The 25,081-nt window shown below is 73.1% G+C and carries 26 protein-coding genes; 8 read left to right on the plus strand and 18 right to left on the minus strand.

The window, feature by feature from the left end:
• Positions 1–5: 5 nt before the first annotated feature.
• From O7608_RS20875 to O7608_RS20895, 5 genes are all read right to left on the minus strand, one after another.
• A complete protein-coding gene (locus O7608_RS20875; RefSeq protein ID WP_289206216.1) occupies positions 6–668 on the minus strand; it encodes a nucleotidyl transferase AbiEii/AbiGii toxin family protein in 663 nt (220 codons plus the stop codon).
• The gene (locus O7608_RS20880; RefSeq protein ID WP_289210962.1) at positions 665–985 is read right to left on the minus strand and encodes a hypothetical protein; all 321 of its coding nucleotides are present in this window, start codon (positions 983–985) and stop codon (positions 665–667) included. The genes O7608_RS20875 and O7608_RS20880 overlap by 4 nt, the downstream gene beginning before the upstream one ends.
• A 79-nt stretch (positions 986–1,064) precedes the next feature.
• Positions 1,065–1,742 (minus strand): adenylate cyclase, encoded by a 678-nt coding sequence (locus O7608_RS20885; protein WP_289206217.1) that lies wholly within the window; start codon positions 1,740–1,742, stop codon positions 1,065–1,067.
• 495 nt (positions 1,743–2,237) lie between these two features.
• Positions 2,238–3,155: an aminoglycoside phosphotransferase family protein gene (locus O7608_RS20890; protein ID WP_289206218.1), complete on the minus strand. Its 918-nt coding sequence runs from the start codon at positions 3,153–3,155 to the stop codon at positions 2,238–2,240.
• A gap of 63 nt (positions 3,156–3,218) precedes the next feature.
• A complete protein-coding gene (locus O7608_RS20895; RefSeq protein ID WP_289206219.1) occupies positions 3,219–3,575 on the minus strand; it encodes an ArsR/SmtB family transcription factor in 357 nt (118 codons plus the stop codon).
• A gap of 74 nt (positions 3,576–3,649) precedes the next feature.
• Here O7608_RS20895 and O7608_RS20900 point away from each other — a divergent pair, with 74 nt between their 5' ends.
• Positions 3,650–4,753, plus strand: coding sequence for a cation diffusion facilitator family transporter (locus O7608_RS20900; protein WP_289206220.1), 1,104 nt, complete (start codon positions 3,650–3,652; stop codon positions 4,751–4,753).
• A 12-nt stretch (positions 4,754–4,765) separates the two neighbouring features.
• On the opposite strand, the gene O7608_RS20905 is transcribed toward O7608_RS20900, so the two are convergent.
• Positions 4,766–5,257 carry an FBP domain-containing protein gene (locus O7608_RS20905; RefSeq protein WP_289206221.1) on the minus strand — a complete coding sequence of 164 codons (492 nt, stop codon included), beginning with the start codon at positions 5,255–5,257 and terminating at the stop codon, positions 4,766–4,768.
• A 51-nt stretch (positions 5,258–5,308) separates the two neighbouring features.
• Between O7608_RS20905 and O7608_RS20910 the strand changes: the two genes are divergently transcribed.
• A complete protein-coding gene (locus tag O7608_RS20910) occupies positions 5,309–5,908 on the plus strand; it encodes a TetR/AcrR family transcriptional regulator (protein WP_289206222.1) in 600 nt (199 codons plus the stop codon).
• Between the two features lie 45 nt (positions 5,909–5,953).
• On the opposite strand, the gene O7608_RS20915 is transcribed toward O7608_RS20910, so the two are convergent.
• Together O7608_RS20915 and O7608_RS20920 are read right to left on the minus strand one after the other, a co-directional pair.
• A complete protein-coding gene (locus O7608_RS20915; RefSeq protein WP_289206223.1) occupies positions 5,954–6,301 on the minus strand; it encodes a transcriptional regulator in 348 nt (115 codons plus the stop codon).
• Positions 6,298–6,993 carry a hypothetical protein gene (locus O7608_RS20920; RefSeq protein ID WP_289206224.1) on the minus strand — a complete coding sequence of 232 codons (696 nt, stop codon included), beginning with the start codon at positions 6,991–6,993 and terminating at the stop codon, positions 6,298–6,300. The genes O7608_RS20915 and O7608_RS20920 overlap by 4 nt, the downstream gene beginning before the upstream one ends.
• Positions 6,994–7,121: 128 nt before the next feature.
• On the opposite strand from O7608_RS20920, the gene O7608_RS20925 reads away from it, so the two are divergent.
• Both O7608_RS20925 and O7608_RS20930 read left to right on the plus strand, forming a co-directional pair.
• Entirely contained in the window at positions 7,122–7,451 is a 330-nt protein-coding gene (locus tag O7608_RS20925) for a PadR family transcriptional regulator (protein ID WP_289206225.1), read from the plus strand.
• A complete protein-coding gene (locus O7608_RS20930; protein ID WP_289206226.1) occupies positions 7,448–9,373 on the plus strand; it encodes a hypothetical protein in 1,926 nt (641 codons plus the stop codon). Before O7608_RS20925 ends, O7608_RS20930 begins: the two co-directional genes overlap by 4 nt.
• Before the next feature lie 24 nt (positions 9,374–9,397).
• Here O7608_RS20930 and O7608_RS20935 read toward each other — a convergent pair whose 3' ends face one another.
• The 4 genes from O7608_RS20935 to O7608_RS20950 form a co-directional block, all read right to left on the minus strand.
• Positions 9,398–10,402: a threonine/serine dehydratase family protein gene (locus tag O7608_RS20935; protein WP_289206227.1), complete on the minus strand. Its 1,005-nt coding sequence runs from the start codon at positions 10,400–10,402 to the stop codon at positions 9,398–9,400.
• Between the two features lie 109 nt (positions 10,403–10,511).
• The gene (locus tag O7608_RS20940) at positions 10,512–11,300 is read right to left on the minus strand and encodes a hypothetical protein (protein WP_289206228.1); all 789 of its coding nucleotides are present in this window, start codon (positions 11,298–11,300) and stop codon (positions 10,512–10,514) included.
• A gap of 86 nt (positions 11,301–11,386) precedes the next feature.
• Entirely contained in the window at positions 11,387–14,143 is a 2,757-nt protein-coding gene (locus tag O7608_RS20945; protein ID WP_289206229.1) for an Hsp70 family protein, read from the minus strand.
• Positions 14,144–14,205: 62 nt separating this feature from the next.
• Positions 14,206–14,616: a YunG family protein gene (locus O7608_RS20950; RefSeq protein ID WP_289206230.1), complete on the minus strand. Its 411-nt coding sequence runs from the start codon at positions 14,614–14,616 to the stop codon at positions 14,206–14,208.
• 141 nt (positions 14,617–14,757) lie between these two features.
• Here O7608_RS20950 and O7608_RS20955 point away from each other — a divergent pair, with 141 nt between their 5' ends.
• Positions 14,758–15,438, plus strand: a complete 681-nt coding sequence (locus O7608_RS20955; RefSeq protein ID WP_421361193.1) for a thymidine kinase — start codon at positions 14,758–14,760, stop codon at positions 15,436–15,438.
• Between the two features lie 30 nt (positions 15,439–15,468).
• Here O7608_RS20955 and O7608_RS20960 read toward each other — a convergent pair whose 3' ends face one another.
• A complete protein-coding gene (locus O7608_RS20960) occupies positions 15,469–16,467 on the minus strand; it encodes a Rossmann-fold NAD(P)-binding domain-containing protein (RefSeq protein WP_289206231.1) in 999 nt (332 codons plus the stop codon).
• Positions 16,468–16,582: 115 nt separating this feature from the next.
• Between O7608_RS20960 and O7608_RS20965 the strand changes: the two genes are divergently transcribed.
• Together O7608_RS20965 and O7608_RS20970 are read left to right on the plus strand one after the other, a co-directional pair.
• A complete protein-coding gene (locus tag O7608_RS20965) occupies positions 16,583–18,310 on the plus strand; it encodes an acyl-CoA dehydrogenase family protein (protein WP_289206232.1) in 1,728 nt (575 codons plus the stop codon).
• Between the two features lie 84 nt (positions 18,311–18,394).
• On the plus strand, positions 18,395–19,402 hold the full coding sequence (locus O7608_RS20970) for a TerC/Alx family metal homeostasis membrane protein (protein ID WP_289206233.1): 1,008 nt from the start codon (positions 18,395–18,397) through the stop codon (positions 19,400–19,402).
• Positions 19,403–19,444: 42 nt separating this feature from the next.
• Here the strand turns inward: O7608_RS20970 and O7608_RS20975 are convergent, their stop codons facing one another.
• The 3 genes from O7608_RS20975 to O7608_RS20985 all read right to left on the minus strand — a co-directional run bounded on the left by O7608_RS20975 (position 19,445) and on the right by O7608_RS20985 (position 21,980).
• Entirely contained in the window at positions 19,445–20,458 is a 1,014-nt protein-coding gene (locus tag O7608_RS20975) for a tyrosine-type recombinase/integrase (protein WP_289206234.1), read from the minus strand.
• 126 nt (positions 20,459–20,584) lie between these two features.
• Complete coding sequence (locus tag O7608_RS20980; protein ID WP_289206235.1) at positions 20,585–21,409, minus strand: SDR family NAD(P)-dependent oxidoreductase; 825 nt, start codon at positions 21,407–21,409, stop codon at positions 20,585–20,587.
• 145 nt (positions 21,410–21,554) lie between these two features.
• On the minus strand, positions 21,555–21,980 hold the full coding sequence (locus tag O7608_RS20985; protein WP_289206236.1) for an Hsp20/alpha crystallin family protein: 426 nt from the start codon (positions 21,978–21,980) through the stop codon (positions 21,555–21,557).
• Positions 21,981–22,159: 179 nt separating this feature from the next.
• On the opposite strand from O7608_RS20985, the gene O7608_RS20990 reads away from it, so the two are divergent.
• Positions 22,160–22,978 (plus strand): phosphotransferase, encoded by an 819-nt coding sequence (locus O7608_RS20990; protein ID WP_289206237.1) that lies wholly within the window; start codon positions 22,160–22,162, stop codon positions 22,976–22,978.
• Here the strand turns inward: O7608_RS20990 and O7608_RS20995 are convergent.
• Both O7608_RS20995 and O7608_RS21000 read right to left on the minus strand, forming a co-directional pair.
• Complete coding sequence (locus O7608_RS20995; RefSeq protein ID WP_289206238.1) at positions 22,967–23,758, minus strand: type II toxin-antitoxin system CcdA family antitoxin; 792 nt, start codon at positions 23,756–23,758, stop codon at positions 22,967–22,969. The two genes, O7608_RS20990 and O7608_RS20995, sit on opposite strands and share 12 nt — an antisense overlap.
• Positions 23,759–23,858: 100 nt before the next feature.
• A complete protein-coding gene (locus O7608_RS21000; RefSeq protein ID WP_289206239.1) occupies positions 23,859–24,821 on the minus strand; it encodes a TerC family protein in 963 nt (320 codons plus the stop codon).
• Between the last annotated feature and the right edge of the window lie 260 nt (positions 24,822–25,081).

Consider the following 25,081-nt stretch of genomic DNA (forward strand, 5'->3'; position numbering starts at 1 on the left):
GGCCGTCAGGTCGCCGACCTCGGCCAGGTGGAGAAGCGGTGACGAACCTCGTCGACTTGCGCTGCCGTCAGCCCGTAGACCTCGCGGAAGACCGAGTCGTCCATCCGGTCCAGCCGCTGCACGGCGTCGGCGAAATCCTCCTCGGTCAGGCCGGAATCTGCCTGTCTGGCGAGTTCGATCAGCCGATCGCGGGAGTACCGGGCGAGCGCGGCGGACGTGTCGATGTAGTCACGAGGTGCGGCCCGGGTTGCCAGCGCCGCCACCTTCGTACCGAGCACATCGTCGAGGTGCAGCACCGGCCCGATCCGCATCGTCACCGGCTGGCGGTGCCGGTCGAACCGCACCAGCTGCAGCCGTACCACCTGGTGTTCGTCGCTGACCTCGCGCTCGACCAGGTCGTGCTCGAAACCGTCGAAGACGCCGCCGACGTCGTCCGCGTCACCGACCGCTTCGACCTGCAGCCCAGCCTGCCTCAGGGCTGACATCACCAGGTCGGCGGCGGCAGCGACCCCACCGTCCTGGTCCGTGAACAGGTCGACGTCCTCGGTCGGCCGGTCCACGACCCCGTGCGCGATCAGAGCGTGCCCGCCGGCCAACGCGAATCCGTGCCGCCGGGCGACGGCGAGCGCCAGCCGCGCCACCTCGGCCTGGAACTCCTCTGACGTCACGCAGCGGCGGGCTGATGGGACATGCGCAGCTGCGGGTGCCGGTCCTCCCACGCCTGCCGGACGCCGCGCGGGACCCACAGGTCGGGCCAGAGTCGGACCAGGGTCGGGCCGTGCAGCCAGGTGGTCAGCTCGACCGAGGTGACCGCCTCGACCAGCACGGTCTCGTACATCCACCGCAACAGCGCGGGATTGTCGAGGTCGACCCGGCGGTCTGCCTGCCAGTGCAGCCGGTGCGGCAACTCGACGACCCCGCTGACCGGTCCGCGCATCGCGGCGAGATCAGCGGCGACGACCGCGCGGCGGCCCGGCCTGGCCATGTACCGTGCCTGGCTCCGCCTGTCGGTCTCGCTGCGTCCCACCCTCTCAGGGTAGCGGGCAATCCCGCTCGTGACCGGCCTACGGGCCGCTCACCTGGCTGGCCGCGGCTGCCACGCTGATCCGATGGGCCGCCCGTGACAGCCACAACGCCACCAGCCAGATTGCGGTCACCGGCAGGGCGAGCGGTACGAGCAGCGGCAACCACATGCCCACCAGCACGGCAGTGGCCGGCACCGCCAGACACGCCGCCAGCACCACTGTCGCGTACGCCGGACGGACGTAGGACGTGACCAGCGGAATCGCGACGAAGGCGATCGTCGCGCAGACGCCCACCACGACACCCCAGAAGGCCTGTCGTGTCACCGCCGAGGTGGACACCACGCTGACCCACACCAGGCCGGGCAGCGCCACCACCCAGGCGGCCAGCAACAAGCCGTGCCGGGCCACGCGGGCAACCGTGGAGGCGTCGGCCCGCCGGCTGATCAGCTCCGCCCCCACCGCCAGGACGACGACGCAGCCGAGACCCGCGAACACCAACGCCGGGAGAACCTTGCCGGTGCCGTCGGGGCACTGCAGCTCGCCGCCGGGCAGCACGTCCCCACCGGCGGGACGACACCCGATCCGCAACGCGGACAGCACCAACAGGCCGACTCCGCCGGCAACCACGCCGACCACCGCAGCGGCGGCCGCAGTCGCGAGGTACCAGATGAACAGATGTTCCCCGCCGAATCGGCGCCGAGGACTCTGCCGCGACATCCTGATCATCTCCCTGAGACCGACAATGGCCCGTGCGCCCAGGCAGCCATGGAACCGGTGACGGTCAGACTGCCTGGGCCGGCACTATCAGCGTAGGCGTCAGTAGTAGACCACGGTTGGACAGCCGCTTACACCCGGAGCGTAGCGAATCGGATTGGTGAATCCCTTTCCCATCAGGAAGCAGGCCGGCACTGTGCAGTTGCGGCTTGAGGTGACCAGCGGGGCGCTGCCGTCGAACCCGGCTGGAGGATCTCGATCGGTGTTCAGTCCCATGCAATCGGTCTGCGGGGACAGTCCAGGATCGTTGCAGTGTTCCACGTTGTTATGCCGAGTTCCGTTCTCCCATCGCTCGGGAAAGTCGAAGGTTGCGCGCGGTAGGCGCTTTACCTTTCCGTTATCACATTTTTGAACGGTAAGTCATGTTTGTCAATATCAATCTTTGACTCTGGGTAGACCAATGTTTCGTGACCCCGACCTGCGGTCTCCATGGCGCGGCTACGGTCGGCCGTCGAGGAACATCCGCAGCCGGGTCAGCGTCTGCTTGTCCTCGCCTGGTACGTGCCCGTTGACCGCCCGGCAGACCCAACCCAGGCGCGACGCCAGCCGGGCGGCGGCCACCAGGTCACCGCCGAACCGGTCGGCGTACGGGGCCAGGTAGGCGTCGCGGAACGGTGTGGTGTCGACCGAACCCGGGACGTCGTCGAGCCCCCAGGCCAGCACGCCGTCGAGGGTGACCGACAGGGTGAAGAACGGGTGCGACACGCAGGCGTCGCCCCAGTCCATCAGCAGGTGGCGGCCGTCGCGGACGAAGACCTGCGCGTCGTGCAGGTCGTCGTGTTGCAGCAGCTCCGGCAGCCCGTACCCGGCGAGCTCGGCACACAGCCCGGCCACCACCGGGACCGCGTCGCGGAACCGCGGTTCGGCGCCGACGGCGTCGACCAGCTGTGCGTACGCCTGCGGCAGGGTGGCCAGCCGCCGGTCGGGCACCCCGAGGGCGAGCAGGTCGTCGACGTCGTCGGCGAGGTCGAGCTGCACACCGGCGTACAGCGGCAGGACGGCGTACCACCGGTCCAAGTTGCGCTCACGCTGGCTCACCACCCGCAGCGTCTCCCCGGCGTCGGCCATCAGCAGCCACCCGGCGGCGGTGTCGACGGCCAACGGCGGCGGCACCGCGTCGGGCCGACGGGCGGCGAGCCGGGTCACGACGGCGGCTTCGTGCCGCAGCGGCTCGGCGTTGGCCTTGAACCAGACGTCACCGGCGTCGGTCGGTACCCGCAGCACCGTCGACCAGGGGTACACGTGCGGCTGGACGGGCGGACCGGTCCTGGTCATCGCGAGCTCGTCGAGCCGGCCGTCGATCCAGTCCCGTACCTCGGCCAACCACTGGGGGTCGCGCCAGCGCATGTCGTCCACGGCCCGGGATGCTAGCGAGCCGTCTGGCCGGGCGACACCGCGTTTTCGTCGGGCGACGCGGCCTCAGTCGTGGTCGGGGGCGCCGGTGATGTGGTGGTCGGCGGCGTACAGCGCCTCGGCGACCAGTCGGCGGACGTGGCCGCCGCGCGCCCGGTAGAGCGCCCGACGCCCGTCGCGGCGGCTCGCGACCAGGCCGGCGAGCAGCAGTTTCGCCAGATGTTGCGACACGGCGGGTCGAGCGGCGCCGACCGCCGCCGCGAGGGTGCCGACGTCGTGCTCGCCCTCGCGCAGCTGCCACAGCAGACGCAGCCGGGTGGGGTCGGCGAGCATCCGCAACGCGGTCACCGCCGTGTCGATCTGCGCGCCGGTGGGTGGCTGCTGCCCAGCTGTGGCACCTGCAGCGTTGTCGCGTGCGTACATGAGCACCTATTCTGCCGTCCGGGTGGCCCGCACCGCCACCCGGCACAGCGGCGAGTGACAGAGGTGAACAAGACATGGCGCACGACCACGACCAGCACGGCCACCACCACCATCCGCACACCGATCCGCATGCGGCACGGCATGGCTGGTGGCAGCGGGTACGGCACCAGCTGACTCCGCACTCCCACGACACCGCCAGCAAGGTCGACGACTCCCTCGAATCGTCGCGCGACGGACTCCGTGCCCTGTGGATCTCCCTGGCGATTCTCGCCGCCACCGCAGCAGCCCAGGCCGTCATCGTCGTCGCCTCCGGCTCGGTGGCGCTGCTCGGCGACACCCTGCACAACGTCGCCGACGCGCTCACCGCCGTACCCCTCACGATCGCGTTCCTCATCGGCCGCCGCGCCGCCACCCGCGCCTACACCTACGGGTACGGTCGCGCCGAGGACGTCGCCGGCATCGTCATCGTGGCCGTCATCGCCGGTTCGGCGATCGCCGCCGGTTGGACCGCCGTCGACCGGCTGATCGACCCGGCCCCGATGAGCCACGTGCCGTGGGTGGCCGCCGCCGGCGTCGTCGGCTTCGCCGGCAACGAACTCGTCGCCCGCTACCGGATCCGTGTCGGCCGGCGCATCGGCTCGGCCGCGCTGGTCGCCGACGGCCTGCACGCCCGTGCCGACGGGTTCACCTCGCTGGCCGTCGTCGCTGCCGCCGGCGGCGCCGCGGCCGGCTGGCAGTGGGCCGACCCGCTGGTCGGACTCGCCATCACCGTCGCGATCGGATACGTGCTGCGCGACGCGGCGCGCGAGGTGTACCGGCGGCTGATGGACGCCGTCGACCCCGATCTGGTCGACACCGCCGAAACGACCCTGCGGTCGGTGGCCGGCGTCCGTGACGTCACGGCGGTACGGCTGCGCTGGATCGGCCACCGGCTGCACGCCGAAGCGGACCTGGTCGTCGACGCCGACCTGACCCTGATCGCCGCGCACGAGGTGGCCGCCGACGCCGAACACCAGCTCACCCACGCCGTACCGAGGCTGCGGTCGGCGACCGTGCACACCGACCCGGCCGGCCACGCCGGCGCCCACCACCACGTGACCCTGTCCCACCAGCGTCGTCGCGCCGCCGACCCGGAGTGCGACGCCCACCGGCACCACGACAGCGTGGCCACCGGCTGACAATGCGGCGATTCAGTCGGTGACCCTGGCGATGAAGGCCGCGACGTTCGCCACGGTCCGGGCGACCTTCTCCTCCAGGGTGAGCGACTCGTGCAGCCGCGCGCCCGCGCCGGCGTCCTTCCTGCCCCGTACGTACAGCGAGCAGGACAGGTCGCTGCACAGATAGGTGCCGACCGAGTTGCCGGCCTGCCCGGACCGGCCCGCCTTCGCCGCGACCATCAGCGACACCCCGGACACCGGCGCGGTCAGACAGATCGAGCACATGCTGCGCCGCCGCTGGGTGGTCGACGGCGTGGGGCAGCGCAGCGCCACCGCCACCGGCCGCTGCCCCAGCTCGGTGACGAGGTAGGCCCGCTCGGGCGACTGCGGGTCACGCCAGCCGAGGAAGTCCAGCTCCGGCCACGGCCGGCCAGCCAGATCACGCGGGACGTGCAGACGCTTCGTCTCGCCCTTGGTGCAGTTCACGAACGCGGCACGGATCTCCCGCTCACTCAGTGGGGTCATACCGGGCAGGCTAGTTTTGCCTAAAGGTGTTAGGCAAATGGATAATGGGTCATGGATTCGGTGTGGGAGGGGGACGTCGCGGTGCCACGTGCGGGGCTGACTACCGAGAAGGTGACCACGGCCGGGGCGGAGCTGGCCGATGAGGTCGGGTTCGACCAGGTCACCGTCTCCGCGCTGGCCCGCCGCTTCGGCGTCACCGTCGCCAGCCTGTACTCACACGTCCGCAGCGGCCACGACCTCAGGACCCGGATCGCTCTGCTCGCCCTCGCCGAGCTCGCAGACCGGGCCAGCGACGCCGCCGCCGGCCGCTCGGGCAAGGACGCGTTGACCGCGATCGCCGACGCGTACCGGAACTACGCCCGCGAACACCCCGGTCGTTACGCCGCAGCCAGGCTGCGGCTCGATCCGACCACCGCCGCAGCCAGCGCCGGTGCTCGGCACAGCCGGTTGCTCCGCGCGGTACTGCGCGGCTACGAGCTGCCCGAGCCGGAGCAGACCCATGCCGTACGGCTGCTCGGTGGTGCCATCCACGGCTACATCAGCCTGGAAACCGGCGGCGGATTCGACCACAGCGACCCCGACCCGCAGGAGAGCTGGTCGCGCGCTCTGGACGCGCTCGACGCCCTGCTGCACAACTGGCCGAGGCGCTGACACCGGGGGCCGATCCGAGCGCCGTCACCGGCCCGAAGGGTGTCGCTAGGGCCCATTGGCCGACTCCACACGGATGATGAGCTGCTTGAGTCGCGCGACCTCGTCGGTGAGCGCGCTGCGCCCGGCGGCGGTCAGCGTGATCCAGGTGCGGCCACGTCGACCCTCGTAGCCCTTTTCGATCTCGATCAGGCCGGCGGTTTCCAGGACGCTGAGGTGCCTGGAGAGATTGCCGGCCGTCAGCTCGAGATGGGTACGCAGGTATCCGAACTCGACCCTGCGTGCCTCGTGCGCGATGGTCAGGATGCCGAGCCGCGCCCGCTGGTGCACCACCTCGTCCAACCCGGTGACCGCGTGCCCGGCCTCAGGCTCCGGGGTGCCCGTCCCGGGCGTCACCGATGCCGCCTGCGGGCGGCGGCGAAGAATCCGATCGCGCCGAGCAGCAGCGCCCCGCCGCTGACGACCTGCGGTAGCGCGAATCGGGCCTGAAGGCCCCAGCCCGCCGGTCCCCAGCCGGTGTTCATCGGCAGCACCAGCAGCACCAGGACCAGGTAGGCGAGGGTGAACAGCAGCAGTCCGAGGTTGCGCTCCAGCCGGGCCAGCACCAACAGCGCGATCCCGATCATGCCCCACGGTGCGACCAGCCGGTCCAGCACCAACCCCCAGTACGGGAGTGGCTGCATCCACTCCGGGTTGCTCGGAAAGTACAGGGATGCGGCCACCCACGCGGCGGTGAACACGACGGTCGTCACGGCGCCGACGATCGCGTACGGCACGACGCGGGTGCCAAGGCCTCGCGTCCGGGCAGTCCGCACATAGCAGGCGGCGATCACCGCGTAGGCGAGCAGGAGCGCCAGTGGCCAGTAGTACAGAACGCCCCGCCGCGCGAATTCACAGCTGCCATCCGACTGACAGCGCACGGTCATCCCGAGCCAGTCGAACGGGATCCCGACGAGGGTTACCGCGCCGAGTACCACCAGCGCGACCCAGGTCATCCGTTGGTCAAGGCGCACCTGGTACGCCAGGGAGCGGACATCGGACAGCAGCCGGCGGGGATCGCCGCCGGCAGACAACGGCTCAGTGGTCATGCCAATAGGTTTGCACAGCAAACCTATTGGCGCTAGTGCGAGATCGGGTCGAGTGTGCCGGGCCACTATGTAGCGAAAGCACTAAGCTATGTAGCAAACTTACCGAGGGGTCGGCTACGGTCCATGACGTGATAACCCCCGTACGCACCACCACAGCCGTGGTAACGGTCCTCGCCGCCCTGCTGGAGCAGCCCGACACCGACCGGTACGGCACCGACCTGATGCGGGCCACCGGCTACCCCAGCGGCACCCTGTACCCGATCCTGCACCGGCTGCAGAAGGCCGGCTGGGTCGACGCGGCCTGGGAGCAGATCGACCCGGTCGCCGCCGGACGTCCCGCCCGGCGCTACTACCGGCTCACCGCCGACGGTGCCGAAGCCGCCACCGCCGAAATCACCGCGCTGCGCCGGCAACTCGCCAAGGCACAGCAGCCCACCACGAAGGTGCGGCCGGCATGACCGCCCTCACCGACTGGTGCCTGCGGATCGCCGCGCGACGCTGGCCGGCCGACGTACGCCCCGACATGCTCGCCCAGTGGCACGCCGAACTCGTCTGGCTGGCACAGCAGGGCCGACACGCCGAACGCCTCCGGTTCGCGGTCAGCCTGGCCTGCGCGTCGCCGGACCTCGACGACGACCTGCCCCACGGATGGCGGGACGACCGGCCCGGATCAGACGCCGTGCTGCGGCCCGCAGCGGCCCTGCTGCTCATCGGCACAGCGGTGGTCGCCTTCGGCACACTCGCCCCGGTCGGTCTGCTGCTGGAGCAGATGTCCGGGACGTCGTTCGGCGACCCGGGCCAGCCGCTGCCCACCGGGGCGGTCGACGCCGTACTCATGACGGTGTTCTGCCTGGTGGCCGGCCGCGCACTCGGCCGGCGGCTACCGATGGCGGCGACACGTTCCGGTCGGTTCGGACCGGCCGGCCCCGCCGCGTACGCCGCCGTGCCGGTCGCCGTCGCGTTCGTCCTCGGTTCGCTGACCAGCCTGACCGCGCCGTCGCTGACGGCACTGGCGATCGCCGCACTCGGCTGGACGGCCGCCACCGCCACCCTGGCCATCGCGGTCGCCCGGCGGGCCGGCGGCACCCGGCGCGGCCGGGCGCTCGCGCTGGCGGCCTGCGGTGCCCCCGCAACGGCGGTGGCCGCCGTGCTTCCCGCCGTCTGGGTCGCCTCGCTGGCCACACCCGGCACCGGCCAGGTGCTGTCGTCGGTCGGCTGGTTCCTGATCCCGCTGGTCCCACTGGGCGCACTGGTGGTGGCCTACGGCTGGGCGGCGGCCCGACACCGGCCGCCGGTCGACGCCGCCGCAGCGGCGGCCGACGGACACACCGCGACACCGGCCCGCGCGGCGACACCGGCCCCGGTCCTCGCCGCCGGTGTCGCCCTGCTCACGGCGGCGGTCACCTTCTGGGCGTACGCCGTCGCGGTGCTCACCCCGGCGATGCCCGCAGTGTCCGCCCGGGCCCCGATGCCCGGTGGCGACGGCGAGATCCACGTGTGGGTCGCCGAACTGCGGTGGGCCGCCATCGTGCTCGCCGGGTTGGCGCTGCTGACCGCCACCGCGCACCGGCGTCGGGCCGGATACGGTGCCGGCGCGCTGACCGGGATGCTGGTCGTCGCCGACAGCGCGCTCGGCCGCACCGACCCGGACCTGCGGCTGCCGCTCGTCGTGGGGGCGCTCGCCGTCGGCGTGAGCTGGCTGCTCACCGGCCACCCCGGCCCCGCCACCCCCGCCGGGACCCGACGGCTGCGGCTGCGCCTCGGTACGGCGGCCGTCGCCGGCGCGGCCTGCGCACCCGTGCTGTTCGCCCAGGGCACCCCGGAGGTCAACCACGCGTTCCTGCCCGTCGGGCTGCCCGCCGGCACCGTCGCCGTGGCGGCCGGATTCGCGGTGCTCGCCGCCGTCGCCGCGCTCGCCGCCCGATGTGACCGGCTGCCGCGCCCGGCGGCGGTGGCCCTGCTGGTGGCACCCACGGTGGCCCTGGCCGGGCTCGGCATCTATCTCGGCAACGGCGTGGACAGCACCGTCCCGGTGTTCGCGGTCCTGCTGACGGTGCCGCTGGCGATGACCATGATCGGCGTGCTGCGGGACCGCAACCGCCACGCGGGCATGTGGTGGACGGCGACCGCGCTGTCCGCGTTGGCCACCCCACCGGTGATCTTCGTCGCCGCGGTGCTGCTGATGCCCGTCCCGTCGGCGCTGTTCGTCCTGGCCGGCACCGGCTACCCGGCGGACGGCGTCTCCGTCCTGCCGGCGATCGCGCTGATCGCCGTGCCGGTCGGTGCCGTCGTCGCCCACGCCGTCATGTCCCCGCCCGGCCAGCCGGCCACGGCCGACGACCCCCTGGTCGACCTGGCCGGGCGACCAGCGCCGGCCTGAACCGGTCAGCTCACGGCTGGGCCGTCAGCGCAGGCTGAAACCGGCGGCCCAGCCGGTCAGGTCGGCCACGGTCACGTTGCCGCCACACAGCACCAGGCCGATCCGGGCGTGCGGGCCGACCTGGTCGACCACCCGGCGGGCCGCCGGCAGCAGACAGCCGGCGGCCGGCTCCGCCCACACCTTGGCGTGCTCGGCCAGCTCCACGCTGCCCCGCACCGCTTCGGCGTCGGACACCACCAGCACGTCGGTTACCAGCGTCGACACGTGGTCGAGGGTCAGCTGGGACACCATCGGCGCGCTCAGCGTGGTCACGATCGACGACAGGTCCACCGGCACCGGGGCACAGGCCACGCGGGCCTGCGCCATCGCCTGCGCGCCGTCGGTCTCCACCCCCCAGATCCGGGTGCCCGGCGCGCGGGCGTGCAACGCGGCCGCCACCCCGGAGATCAACGCCCCACCGCCGATGCTGACCAGCACATCGGTCGGCGCGACCGCCGGGTCCGCGTCGGCTGCGTCAGCTGCCTCAGCGGCGAAGGCGTCGTCGGCGAACTCCAGACCGACGGTGCCCTGACCGGCGACCACGACCGGGTCGTCGAACGGGTGCACCAGCGTCAACCCGTCGGCACACAGCCGGTTCATCAGGTCGAACGCCGCGTCCATGCCGTCGACCAGCCGGACCGTCGCCCCGGCTGCGCGGGCGAGCTCGGTGGCCCGCGCCGGCGCGCTCGTCGGCATCACCACGGTCGCTTTCACATCCAGGGCCTGCGCCATCACCGCCACCGCGATGCCGTGGTTGCCGCCACTGACCGCCACCACACCAGCGGCGCGCTGCGCGTCGTCGAGGGTCAGCAGCTTCGACGCCGCACCCCGCGCCTTGAACGACCCGGTACGCTGCAGCAGCTCCAACTTCGCCGTCACCGGCACACCGAGCAGCTGCGACAGGCCCGGGCTGGGCACCGTCGGGGTCCGTACGACGTGACCGGCGATCCGCCGCGCCGCCGCCTCGATCTCCGCAAGCCCGATGATCATCCGGTCCTCCCCCGTGTCTGCCATCCAGCGGCAACGCCCCAGTATGCCCGGCCGCGCAGCAGTCTCTGACCCGGCCCGACCCGGTCGGAGCCAGGTCCGACCGGCGCGCTCAGCGCACCGGTCGGGCTCCGGCGGCCTGGTCACGCAGCTCCCACCGCGTATAGCTGAACGTCAACCTGCGGGCGAGTACGTCCGGCGGGTGCTCGACGGTCAGCATCGCGGCTGCGGTCCGCCCGTCGGTGAGACAGATGTCCGTACCGGCCGGCGGTTCGTACACGCCGTTGATCGTGCCGTCCCAGGTCTGCGGCGCGGCGTCCAGGCACCGGCGCACGGTGTGCTCGCCGGTCGCGCCGAGCACCGCCAACTCTCCACCGTCGAGCGCCGTCACCCGGTCCGCCCGCTGGGACAGCAACAGGTCCGCCCCGGCCAGGTGCTCACCGCCGAGCTGTCCGGTGTCCAGATCGACGGACTGGTGGTCGCCGAGCACGACACCGGTGCCGGTGCCGACCTCGACCCACCCCGGCGCCCCGGCCACCGTCGAACCGGTCTCGCGCAACGCCGCCGACGTCACCCCGATGGCGGCGGCGACCAGCAGCGCCGAGGCGATCACCGGCAGCCGGCGCGGTGCGCGCACCGGCGCTGTCGGATCCGCTGTCGGATCGGCTGTCGGATCGGCTGTCGGCGACGAGGGGTCGACGGCGTTGGCCGGCGGTCGCGACAACAGCCCCCAGATCTGCACGACGAGCGCCGCCACCCCGAGGAACACCGCCAGCACCCCGGCCCACTGGCTGGCCCGGTCGAGGCCCTGCGCCGCCAGGAACGCCACGAGGCCGACCAGCACCGCGGCCAGGACACCGGCCACGGCGAACAGGACGGGACCAGGTCGGCGGAAGGCCATGCCGCCCATTGTGGCAGGTCCACTCACCACAGCCGATCCCGCAGACGGAGGCGGTCACCCACCCGCCGCCCCGAAGCACAGCCAGGTCAGCCCAGGTCGGCAGGGACGGTCAGGACCCGTACCTGATGGTCGGCGGTGACCACGGCGACGGTGTCACCGCCGAGCACCACCCGCTGCACCCCGGCGGTCTCCAGGTCCGCGCCGACGTCGACGGCGGCGCTGCGGCGACCGGTCGCCGTGTCCCAGACGGCGACCTGCGGCACGGCCGTGCTCGTGGTCAGGTCGACCCGGATGCTCACCACCGCCGCACGGCCGGCACCGGTCGCGGCGGCCGAACCATGATCACCGGCCGGTACGACCTCCGTACCGTCGAAGGCGAGCAGCGCGAAGTCGTCGACGGTGTCGAACGTCTGGTCACCAAAGACCAGCGCGTCGGGGCCGGCGTACCAGTTGGCGTCGACGCCGGAGTCGGTGGTCCGTTTCCACGCCTCGGCGCCGTCGGTGGTGCGTACCGCGACCGTCCGGTACGCGGTGCCTTCGACCGCCACGCACACCAGTCGCGGGCCGCAGGCCTTGACCCGTTCGATGGTGTCGGCGCCGGCGAACGGCACCTCCCACTTCTTGGTGAACCCGTCCAGGTCGTAGGCGGCCAGCACGGCGCGCCCCGGCGAGGCGTCGTCGGAGAGTTTGCCGATGGCCAACCCGTCGTAGACCGTCCACCGGTCGTGGTCCAGCGGCAGGTCACCGTCGCTGACCGGGCGGCCGTTGCCGACGTCCAGGACGACGCCCCGGCCGCTGCCCTCGTTCAGCTCCACGACCCGGTCCGCGGCGGCGTGCCGGTTGTCGGCCAGGGCGTGTTCGGCGGCGGGCAGCAGCCCGGCGCCGTCGGGCACGGTGGCACCGTCGGTCCAGACGCTGACCGGCCGGATCCGTTCGGCGTCGATGATCAGCAGGTCGTCGTCGGGTGCCTCGCGGCGCCACCGCTGCTCACCGGTGGTCAGGTCGACCCGGGCGACCGCGTTGTCGAAGATGCCGTCGCGGATCTCCACGACCACGTCGGTGCCGACGTACACCACGTCGGTGAAGGTCTCCCAGCTGCGTTTCCACTTGACGGCGCCGTCGGCGGCGTCGAGGACGACCCGTATGTCGTCGCCGGCGTCGGTGGCCGAGTCGGCCGCGTCGACGACCAGCAGCCCGCCGACGGCGGTCAGCACCACCTCGGTCGGTTCGACGTCCAGGTCGACGTTCCAGACCGGGTCGCCGCCGCCGGCCGGCACGGCGGTGACGGTGGTCGCGCCGACCCGCACGGACGCGTACACGGCCAGGTCACCGGCGACGGTGACCGTCGAGGCGATCGTTGCGGCCGGCAAGGTGACCTCATGGGTCGGGGTCAGGCCGGCACCGACGGCCGGGTCGCCGCCCAGGAACCCGCCGAGCAGGCCGGTGCCGCTGCTGTCACCGGTGCCGTCGTCACGGCCGAGCATCCGGTCCAGCAGCCGACCGTTGGTCAGCCCGACGGCGCCGACGAGGGTCAGCACCACGGCGGCGGCGACCGCCGCGACCCACCGGCCGACACGCCGACGCGGCCTGCCGGCCGGCAGGTCAGCCGGCCCGGCCGGGCCGTCCGCCGCAGGCCCGGCGGTCGGCGGGTACGCGCGTGCCGGCTGCTGCCCGTACGGCCCCGGTGACGTCGGTGCCGCCCCGGTGGACGGTGCCGCGTACGGGGTGGCCGTCGACGGTGCCGGCCCCGACGTCGCCGGGTCGTGGTGCAACGCCCCGTACGCCACCGGCAGTTCCGGCTGCTCCGGCACGGACGCGGCGACGCCGAGCCGGGCGTGCAGCCGGCTGGCGACCAACGGCATCCGGCTCGCCCCGCCGACCAGCAGCAGCCCGGCGAGGTCCGTCGGTGCCACTCCGGCCAGTTGCAGCACCCGGCGGGTCTCGTCGACGGCCCGGTCGACCAGCGGCCCGGCGATGCGGTCCAGTTCCTCCCGGGTCAGATGCATCGGGTCGTCCCGCCCCGGCACCGTCACCGGTGCCACCGACGTCCGCGACAGCATCTCCTTCGCCGCCCGTACCTCGGCCCAGAACGCGTGCCGGTCCCGGCGGTCGGCGGCGGTCACCGGCCGGTCCAACCGGGCCCACAGCTGCTGATCCCGGGTCGCGACCAGCTGGCCCAGGTGGGCGACGAGGGCGTTGTCGACGTCGAGACCACCCAGGTCGTCCAGGCCACCGGTGGCCAGCACCCGCAGCCCGCCGGCCCGGCCGGCCCCGGCCGGCTCGTTACGGACCACCGCCACGTCCAGGGTGCCGCCGCCGAAGTCGAACACCGCCAGGGCACCACCGGGTGGGACCTGCTGCCCGAGTACCCGTACGCAGTAGGTGGCGGCGGCGATCGGCTCGTCCAGCAGCCGCACCGGGCCCAGCCCGGCGGCGTCGGCCGCCGCCCGCAGCAGGTCCCGCCGGGGCGTACCCCAGTCCGCCGGGCAGGTCAGCACGGTCGCGCCGGCCGGATGCACCCCGGCCAGTGCGGCTTCCCCGGCGACCCGGCGCAGGCTCGCCGCCAGCAGCTGCGCCACCGGCAGCTCCCGGTCGCCCAGCAGCACCGCACCGTCGTCGATGTGCCGTTTCGGGTGCGGCTCGAACCGCTGCGGCTCCCCGGCGGCCAGCCGCTGCGCGTCACGTCCGGTGTGGATGGTGCCGACGGCGTCGACGAACACCCCGGACGCCAGCAGCGGCGACCCGTCGAACAGCAGCGTACGGGGCGGCTCGTCGCCACGGCGGACCGTGGCGACGGTGTGCGTGGTACCCAGGTCGACGGCGAGCCGTACCGGTCCGTTCACGGTGAGTGTCGTCCTTTCCCGGTCAGGACCGGTGACATCGTCGTGCTGCGTCGGCGGGCATGCTATCTGCCGGCCGCCACCGCCGTGTCGGCGCCGAGCTGGCGCAACACCCGGGTACGCAGCGTCTCGTACTGCTCGCTGCACCGCGCCGGCGGACCCGCCGGCCGGGCCACGACCTCGCCGGCGGTGATCTGCTCGTGCGGCCCGAACTGGTCACGGGTCAGGTCGATCTCGACCGTGCCGAGCCGGTTCCACCAGTGGTGGCCGGTACGCCGCCCGTCGGCGTGCACCTCGCCGCGCAGCAGGTCACCGCCGAGCAGGTCGTGCAGCACCAGGGCGGTGACGCCACACTGGCCACGCGCCGGGTTGCCGGTGTGCCAGTCGGCCAGATCAGCCGGATCGCAGGTGTCGGCGGACCAGGCGGAGCGGATGACACGTTCGATGTGGGTGAGGGTCCAGGTGCGGGGGAACATGGCGGCAGATCCTGCCACAGTGGTCCGACATCGCTTTCGGTTGCGGCGTCGGCGGTGCCGGCCGCCGGCGGGCGGGGGCCACCACCTGCCGGGTAACGGCTAGTAAGCTGCCCGGTCGTGACCGACGACAGTCTGCGGGTGGTGTCCGGGCCGGCCAGTGGCGAACAGTCCGCGTTGGCGACCGCGTGCCTGGCCGCCGGTGACGGACGGCTACGCCACGGCGCGGCGTTGAAGTTCTTCTGGGGGCCGATGGACTGCGGCAAGTCGACCCTGGCCCTGCAGATGGACCACAACCATGCCCGGCAGGGCCGCCGGGGCCTGGTGCTGACCCGCAACGACCGGTCGATGGGCCCGCAGGTCACCACCCGGATCGGCCTGGCGCACTCGGCGATCGAGGTCACCGACGACCTCGATCTGGTGGCGCTGGTCCGGGGCCGCTGGGCCGACGGCACCCGGGTCGACTACCTCATCTGCGACGAGGCCTGTTTCTACACCGTCGCCCAGGTGGAGCAGATGGCCGACCTGGTCGACGGGTACGACGTCGACGTGTTCGCCTTCGGCCTGGCCAGCGACTTCCGGTCGGCGCTGTTCCCGGCCGCGCAGCGATTGTTCGAACTCGCCGACGAGGTGTGCCGTATCCAGGTCGAGGTGCTCTGCTGGTGCGGCCGGCAGGGCCTGCTCAACGCGCGGGTCGTCGACGGGGTGGTGGCCCGCCATGGCGAACAGGTCGTCATCGGCGACACCGTCGACCACGCCGACGTGCGCTACCAGGTGCTGTGCCGCCGCCATCACCGCACCGGCGACCTCGGACCCGCCACCTGACACGCCACCGGTGGCGGTGTCCGTGGTCGCTCAGAGCGGACCGAGGCGGGCCAGCAGCTCGGCCTCCCGCTGCGGGTCCAGCCCTACCGGTGGCCGGTCGGGGCGCTGCGGCGGCTGCGCGTCGAGGCCACGCAGCCAGGCCCAGGTGTCGGCGACGGTCTCGGCCACCGGCCGGCAGCGCAGCCCGGTCGCGACCGCCCGGGACACGTCACCACGGTGCAGCGCGTCGTAGAGCTCCCCCGGCGGCAGCCAGACCGGCAGCTCCGTCCAGGGCGCGATGCCGGCGTCGGCGATCACCGCCGGATCGACCCAGCGCAGTCGGGCGTGCGACCCGGTCACCCGTACGCAGGTTTCCAGCAGCTCACCCATCGTGGTGTGGCCGAGCGGGCTGACCACGTTGTACGGCCCCGCCAGTCCGGCGACGGCCGCGTCCAGCGCCCAGGTGGCCAGGTCCCGGGCGTCGACGTACTGCAACGGCAGGTCGGGTGGGCCGGGGGCGAGCACCTGGCCGCCCCGGGCGACACGGGTCAGCCACCACGGCAGCCGGCCGACGTCCTCGTACGGGCCGAGGATCAGCCCGGCGCGGGCCAGCAACGCCCGGTCGCCGAACGCGTCCAGTGCCGCCAGTTCACCGCCGCGTTTGGCCCGGGCGTAGTCGACGTCGTCGCCGTCGTCGGCGCACGCGTCGACCAGCGGGGCGTCCTCGTCGGCGTCGGCCGGTGGCGCGAACACGTACACCGACCGGCTGGACACGTACGTGTAGTGCCCGACCCGGCCGCTCAGCAGCCGGGCCGCGTCACGGACCACCGACGGCGCCGCCGACCAGGTGTCGACGGCCAGGTCCCAGTCGCCGGTACGCAGCCCGGCGAGGCCGTCGGCAGTCCTCCGGTCACCGACGACCACCTGCGCGCCGGCCGGCGCCGGCCGGTGGCCCCGGTGCAGCAGAGTGACCGCCCAGCCACGGGCCAGTGCCGCCTCGACGACGCACCGGCCGACGAACCCCGTACCACCCAGCATCAGCAACCGCATACCGGCCACTGTGCCGGCCGGCGGAGCCGTACGGAAGGCCGTCACGCTCTCAGCGGAACCACCACCGGTTACTGTCAGGTAGTCATGGCTGTCCGGAGGGGAAGGACCGAACATCGTGGACCGGTACGTCCAACCGGTGCCCGCCCCGGGTGACCCGTACCGCACCGACTGGCTGCTCGGCGCCTGGCTGCGCCGCCACCTCACCCCCGCCGGGCTGGCCACGGCCGACCACCGCCTGACGTCGCTGTCCGCCGAGGTCACCGGCGCGCTACGGGCCGCGCACGACGACGCCGAACGGCATCCGCCGCAGCTGGTCCGCTACGACCCGTGGGGTGCCCGGATCGACCGGATCGACACCGCCGTCGGCTGGCGGCGGCTGCGCGCCGCAGCCGCCCGGCACGCCCTGGTCGCGCTGCCGTACCAGGGCGACGACCGGGCGGGTCCCGACCCGACGGGCCGGGTCGTGCAACACGCCCTGCTGCACCTGTACGCCCCCGAGTCGGCCACCTTCTCCTGCCCGGTGGCGATGGCCGACGGTGCGGCCGCGCTGCTGAGCCGGGCCGACGTCGACCCGGCGGTCCGCGACGCCTGGCTGCCCCGGCTGACCAGCACCGACCCGGACGTCGCGATCACCAGCGGACAGTGGATGACCGAAGCTCAGGGCGGCTCCGACCTGTCCGGGACCGGCACCGTGGCGGTACCGTCGGACACCGGCGGTTGGCGGTTGACCGGCGAGAAGTGGTTCTGCTCCGCCGTCGACTCGGCGATGGCCGTCGCGTTGGCCCGCCCCGTCGGTGCGCCCGCCGGCAGCCGGTCCCTGGCGCCGTTCCTGGTACCCCGCTACGCCGCCGACTCCCCGCTGGCCGCCGCCGGCGTCGACCCGGCCGCGCCCGCCCCCGGCGTGCGGGTCCACCGGCTCAAGGGCAAGCTCGGTACGTGGGCGCTGCCCACCGCCGAGGTCGGCCTCACCGACGCGTACGCGCTTGCGCTGGGTGACCCCGGCGCACCGGGGCTGGGCCGGGCGATGACCCTGGTCGTGGTGACCCGGCTGCACAACGCCTCCGCCGCGGCCAGCGGGATGCGCCGCGGCCTGGCGTACGCGCACGCCTACGCCACCGCCCGGCACGTCGCCGGCGGGCCGCTGATCGGTTCCCCGGCGCACCGGGCGGTACTCGGCGGGCTCGCCGTCGACGCCGCCGGCGCGTTCGTCCTGGCCGGGCACGCGTTCGTGTTGCTCGGCCGGGCCGAGTCCGGCGACACCGACGCCGCGGCCGAGCTACGAATCGTCGCCCCGCTGGCGAAGCTGGCCACCGGCCGGCTCGCCGTCGCCTCGGCCAGCGAGTACGTCGAGTGTTTCGGCGGCGCCGGGTACGTCGAGGACACCGGGGTGCCCCGGCTGCTGCGCGACGCCCAGGTGCTGCCGATCTGGGAGGGCACCACCACGGTGCTGGCCCTGGACGCGCTGCGGGCGGTGCGACGCGGCGGCGGCACCCCGTTGCTGGCCCGGATCGACCAGGCCGTCGACCTGGCGGCCGGGTTCGCCGCCGACCTGGCCGGTACGCTCGCCGCCGCAGCCGCGCGGCTGCGTGACGACCTGACCGGGGTCACCGCTGCAGTCGACGGGTCGGCGGCCCTGGCCGGTGCCCGACCGATGGCACTGCGTGCGGCGCACGCCCTGGCCGCCGCGCTGCTCGTCGAGCAGGCCGCCCCCACCGACATCGGCGGCGAGGGCGAGGGCGTCGCGGCCCGCGTCGCGGCCCGGCTGTGGGCGCGCCGCTGGTTGGCCGGCGACGACATCGCCGTCGACGCCCACCGGCACCTGGAACTGCTCAGTCGGATCTGACCGACGCTCGTCCCGCGACTACCCGGGCCGCGAATAGTGTGTGTCGGCGCGCGCGGCGGCGTCCGGCGGTGCACGATCACTGTCATGGGTTCGTTGGAGATCAGCCCGACGGTCTGGATCGTCACGATCGTCGTCATCGTCGCGTTGCTCGCGCTCGACCTGGCGGTCGCGGCGTGGCGCCCGCACGCCGTCGGCTTCGGTGAGGCCGTCGCCTGGTCGGTGTTCTACGTCGCCGTGGCCATCGTCTTCGGGTTGATCTTCATGGCCTGGGCCGGCAGCGGCTACGGCACCGAGTACTTCGCCGGCTACCTGGTGGAGAAGAGCCTGTCGGTCGACAACCTGTTCGTCTTCGTCATCATCATCAGCACCTTCGCCGTACCGGAGGAACACCAGCACAAGGTTCTCACGTTCGGCATCATCGCGGCGCTGATCATGCGGGCGATCTTCATCGCCGCCGGCGCGACCCTGCTGAACCTGTTCTCCTTCATGTTCCTCGTCTTCGGCCTGCTGCTGATCTTCACCGCGGTCCAGTTGTTCCGCCACCGCAACGAGGACCCGCAGGTCGACGACAACGTCCTCGTCCGCGCCACCCGCCGGGTCCTGCCGGTGGCCCCGGACTACGTCGACGGACGGCTGGTCACCCGCCTCGACGGCCGACGGGTCGTCACCCCGCTGTTCATCGTGCTGATCGCGATCGGCAGCACCGACCTGCTGTTCGCTCTCGACTCGATCCCGGCCGTGTTCGGCATCACCCAGGAGCCGTACATCGTCTTCGTCGCCAACGCGTTCGCCCTGATCGGGCTGCGGGCATTGTTCTTCCTGGTGAAGGGGCTGCTGGACCGGCTGGTCTACCTGTCGACCGGGCTGGCGCTGATCCTCGCGCTGATCGGCGTCAAGCTGATCCTGCACTGGGGGCACACCCTCGACGACCGGGTGCCCGAGGTGGAGACGCCGGTGTCGCTGGGCCTGATCCTGGTGATCCTGACCATCACCGTCGTCGCCAGCCTGATCAAGGTCCGCCGCGACCCGACCGCCCGCGCCCACGCCGGTTCGCTGCGGGCCCACGACGACCAGCGGCCCACCGCCGGCTGACCGCGCGGCCGACCCCGCCGGTCAGGTCCGCCGGTGGGGTCGTCAGCCGGTGGTCGCGGCCCGCGCCGACCGGGCGGCCGCGATCCGGTACGCCGGATCCCGGTCCAGGTTGTGCCGGTCCCGGTCGTAGCGCCGGGTGGTCCGGGGATCGGCGTGCCCCATCGCGTCCTGCACGTCCTCCAACGGCACGCCCTCGGCACGGGCGGTGGTGGCGAACGCGTGCCGCAGCGAGTGCGGCGACAACCGGTCCCACGCCGGCAGCCCGGCGGCCCTGGCCAGCCGGCGCACCAGCCGGAACACCGCGTGCCGGTCCAGCCGGGCCCCGGTGGCGGTGACCAGCAGCGGGCCGGTGAGCGCGTCGACCGTCGTCGCGGCCGCCCCGGCCCGCTCGTCGAGATAGGCGTCGAGAATTCGCGCGGTGTCCGGGGCGAGCGCCCGTCGCCTGGACCGGCCGCCCTTGCCGACGAACCGCACACTGCGGTGTCCGCGTTCGTGACCCAGGTCGGACACGTCCAGCGACACCAGTTCACCGACGCGCAGCCCGAGGTCGGCCAGCAGGGCCAGCACCGCGAGGTTGCGCCGGCCGCTGGGGCGCGGGTCGGCGCGGGCCGCCACGAACAACGCGTCGACCTGGTCGGGGGTGAGCCCGATCGTCGCCGAATGGTCCCGGTTGACGCGGGGCCGGTCGGCGTCGGTGACCGGGTTGGCCGGCACCGCCCGCAGCCGCACCAGGAACGCGTACCAACTGGACAGCGCCGACAGTTTGCGGGCCACCGTCGCCGGGGTCAGCAGCCGGCCGCTGCGCGGGTCGATCGTCGCCTCCAACGTCCGCGCGTAGGCGTTGACGTCGAGAAACGACGCTTGCAGCGGGTCGAGGTCGGCGCCGGCGCACCAGGTCAGCCAGCCGGCGACGTCGCGGCGGTACGCCTCCCGGGTGTGCGCCGACAACCGGCGGTTGCGCAGCCACGCATCGGTGAAGTCGGCCGGTGCCGTGGCGGCGGGCAGGGCCCGGTCGGTCGGCCGGGGGACGAGACCGGGGACGGCTGCGCGGCGCATCGCAGCAGGATGCCAAAACCGTACGGTGTCGGCGGTGCCGGCACGCCGTAGATGATGATCATTTCCCGCGAGCCCGGCGGTCCCTCGGTGTCGGCGGCGGCGCTGGACGCGCCGCGGCGTCGCCGCTCAGGACATCCGGATGATCTGGCCGGTGACGTAGCGGGCCTGGTGCGCGGCGAGCAGCACCACGACCTCGGCGACGTCCTCCGGCCGCGCGATGCGGCTCACCGGGCTGGCGCCGGTGACCTGCTGCTCGACCTCCGGGGTCACCCAGCCGGTGTCGGTGACCGGCGGCGCCACCACGTTGGCCGTCACCCCGTACGCCGCGAGTTCGGCGGCCGCCGACATCGTGTAGTTCTCCTGCGCCGCCTTGGCCGCCCCGTAGGAGACCTCCTCGGGGAAACCGTGCGGGCCGCCGGAGGTCAGCCCGACGATCCGCCCCCAGGTGGCCTTGCGGGCCAGGTGCCGGCGGGCGAACTCGGCGATCAGCAGCGCCGGGGCGCGGGCGTCGACGGCGAACTGCCGGTCGAAGGTGCCGGCGTCGACGTGGGTCAACGGCCGGCCGAACCGGTCCCGGCTGTCCGGGCGGAAGGTGTCACTGAGCCAGCCACTGGCGTTGTTGACCAGGATGTCGACCGGGCCGAACGAGGCAGCGGCCTCGTCGAACAACCGGGCCGGGGTGGCCGGGTCGGCCAGGTCCGCCTCGACGGCGACGGCCTTGCCGCCGGCGGCGACGATCCGGTCGACGACGCTGCGGGCGCTCTGGGCGCGGGCCCGGCCGTACTGGGCGGGAAACGACGGGTCGTCGGCGTAGGTGGCCGGGTCCATCCGCAGGTACGTGGCGAGCACCGCCGCTCCCTGGGTGGCCAGCGCGACGGCGATCGCCGCGCCGATGCCCTGGTTGGCGCCGGTCACGATGGCCACGTGGCCGGTCAACCGGGGATCGATCATGGCCGGGCCGGCTCCTCGCGGTGGTCGGGATACGGTGCTGCCGGTTCAGGATGCCGCCTCGGTCGCACCGCCGCGACCCGTTTCCCGCCGTGTCCCCCCGTCGGCGTCCCCCTGCCCGGCGGCAGGGAGACGCCGACGGGATGTTTCAGTTGACGAGCTGCCGGCGGCCGGTGTCGCCGACGCTGATCGAGACCCGACGCGGCTTGGCCCGCTCGGCGACCGGGATCCGCAGGGTCAGCACACCGGCCTCGTAGCCGGCCTCCAACTTGTCGGTGTCGAGAGTGTCGCCGAGGAACAGCTGACGGGTGAAGGTGCCCATCGGGCGTTCGGCGGCGACCAGTTCGACCTTGTCTCCAGTGGGACGCTTGCGCTCGGCGCGGACGGTGAGCACGTTGCGCTCCACGGTGCACTCGATGCTGTCCGGGTCGACCCCGGGCAGGTCGAACGCGGCGTAGAACCAGTCGCCGTCGCGGTAGGCGTCCATGTGCATCACGGCCGGACGCGCGCTGGTGCCGAAGAACTGCTCGGCGATCCGGTCGATCTCACGGAACGGGTCGGTGCGCATCAACATCGTCGGACCTCCTCACGGGTGCGAGCTCCCTTGCCTCTCGTACTTCTCAACTCCTGATGTTGAGCCCCTCAGACTCAACTTACTTATAGCTATAGCGCGCAACTCTGCCGTCGTCAACTTGTTCCGCGTACGTGACAAACCGGTCGACACCACGCCACCCGCGACGGCAGGATCCCCGCGTGCCCACCGACCGCGACGACCCGGCCGCCTCGACGGCCTTCGGCGACGACGACGCCACCGAGCAGCCGTTGACCGGCGGAAACGTCGCCGCCGCCGTGGTCCGCGTCGGGGACACCGTGCGCCGCCCCGCCGGCGAGTGGACCCCGGCCGTGCACGCCTACCTCACCCACCTGCACGACGTCGGCTTCGACGGCGCGCCCCGCCCGCTGGGCATCGACGACGCCGGCCGCGAGGTGCTGACCTACGTACCGGGAACGGTTCCCTGGCCGGACCGGTTCGACCTGCTCAGGCCCGACGCCGCGGTACGCCGGGTCGGTCGACTCCTGCGTGACCTGCACGACGCGGCGGCCAGCTTCACCCCGCCGCCGCACGCCCGGTGGCGACGGCTCATCCCACCCGACGGCACCGACCTGGTCGTCCACCACGACCCGGCCCCGTGGAACCTGGTCGTCGGCGACCGGTGGGCGTTCATCGACTGGGACACCGCCGCGCCGGGCACCCGGCTGTGGGACCTGGCGTACGCGGCCAAGAGCGTCGTGCCACTCACCGCCGACCCGGCGTGGCAGCCGGCCGACCCCGGCCGGCGGCTACGCGTCCTCGCCGACGGCTACGGGCTCGACGAGCGGCAACGCCGGGCGCTCGTGCCGCTGCTGACCCGCCGCGCCCGGTCGATGTACGAGTTCCTCGCCGCCCAGGCCGCCGTCGGCGCCGCACCGTGGACCCGACTGTGGCACGAGGGCCACGGCACCGTCTGGCGCGACGACGCCGCCTACATCCGGGCCCACCAGCGTCGCTGGGCCGACGCCCTACTCGGTTGACGCTCCGGCCCGCTGCTCCAACCGCTCCAGCCGGGCGAGGACCGGCGCCAACTCGCGGCGGACCAGGGCCGCGACGGCCTCCGCCCCGACCGGCGCGGCTCCCGCGCCCGCGCCGCCGGAGGCGGGCGAGGCACCGGCGGTCTGGGCACGCAGATGCGCGTACCCGACCAGGGCCGCCGCGACCGCCCGGCGGGTCGCCCGCAGGTCGGCACCGGACTCCCGCAGCACCCGTCCGGCGGCACCGTCCGGTTCGGCGACCAGTCCGAGCAGCAGATGCTCGCAGCCGACGTAGTTGTGCCCGAGCGCGGTCGCCTCGGTGACGGCCAGTTCCAGCGCGCCCGCCCCGGTGACCGACCACCGCGTCGGCGCGCCGGTCGCGTCCAGCGTCGCCGCTGCGTCCCCGGGTGCGCTGTCCGTCGTCGTCGACCGGGCCGCCAGTGCGGCCGGCGACACGTCGAGCGTGCGCAGCACCCGTACGCCCAGGTTGTCGCCCTCGTCGAGCAGTGCCGCCAGCAGATGTCCGGTCCCGACCTCGGCGGCGCCGGCGGCCCGGGCCTGGTCCCGGGCCCGCAGCAGGACGTCGCGCAGCCGGACGGTCAGGTGCGGCAGCCGCGCCGCCAACTGCTCGGCGTCGAGCTCGGCCAAGGGGATCGCCCGGACTGCGGCGACCCGCCGGACGGCCTGTTCGAGTGCCTGCTGGCAGACCGCCGACACCGGGATCCCGGTGTCGCGGACCGCGTCGGCGAGATCGTCGGGCAGGTAGACGTTGATTTTGGGCATGGCGTGGTCGCCTCTTCTCCGTGTCGGAGCAACCGGGACGCCCGCAAGCATAACCCCAATGGGGTTACAGGTGGGGTTATGCTTGCGGGCGTCGGTCGGGTCAGCCGACCCGGCCGGGCCGCTCGTCGACCGGTGCCGGCGACCGGCCGGCACCGCGCGTGCTGCGCAGGCTCCACACGATCGACACGGTGATGGTGACGACGATGACGCCCAGGGTCACCGGGATCGGCAGCTTGCCGACCGGCGTCTCGGACAGGATCAGCTTCACTCCGGCGAAGGCCAGCAGGAGGGCCAGACCGTAGTGCAGGTACACGAAGCGGCGCAACAGCCCGGCGAGGCAGAAATAGAGGCTGCGCAGGCCGAGGATGGCGAAGGCGTTGGCGGTCCAGACGATGAACGTGTCGGTGGTGATGGCCAGGATCGCCGCCACCGAGTCGATGGCGAAGATGAGGTCGGTGGCCTCGACGGCGACGAGAACCACGAACAGCAGCGTGGCGACGCGCCGACCATTCACGCGGGCGAAGAACCGGTCACCGTGGTAGGCCGGGTCGGTCGGGACGAGCCGGCGGACGAGGCGGACGACGGGGTTGCGGTCCGGCGGGGTCTGCTCGCTGTGGCGGAACGCCATCGTGTAACCGGTGTAGATGAGGAACGCGCCGAACACGTACGCCGTCCAGAAGAACGTCTCGAGCAGTTCGGCGCCGACGAAGATGAACACCAGACGGAACACCAACGCACCGATGACCCCCCAGAACAGCACCTTGTGCTGGTAGGCGGGCGGCACCGCGAAGTACGTGAAGATCAACGCGAAGACGAAGACGTTGTCGACCGACAGTGCCTTCTCGATCAGGTAGCCGGCGTAGTACGTGCCGGCGACGTCGCCGCCCTGCCACGCCCACAGCAGCACCCCGAACAGCAGACCTGCGGCGATCCAGATCCCCGACCAGGTCAGGGCCTCGCGGAACTCGATGACATGGTTGTCGCGGTGCAGGTACAGATCGACCGCGAGCATCGCGGCGACCCCGACCATGACAGCGGCCCACACCCACCAGGAGACAGCCAACGCAGGACCTTTCGGTCGGCCGGACCCGCTGCCGCGGGCCGGCGCCACTGGTCGACAGTCTCCCCGGGACACCGCCGGTGGGCGGTGACCGCGCCACCGGGGCCCGGATCCGCCGGACCCGTACTGACGACAGCGCGTCGAACGCCGGGTACTCCCCCTCGAACTACGGTCAACTATTCACGAAGCACAGTTCGTCTGTCAAGGGGCGATCGGCTCGCCGACCGGTGGCGGCGGCCCATCCCCGGGACTTACGATGCGGT

Source organism: Solwaraspora sp. WMMA2056 (assembly GCF_030345095.1).
GTDB lineage: Bacteria > Actinomycetota > Actinomycetes > Mycobacteriales > Micromonosporaceae > Micromonospora_E.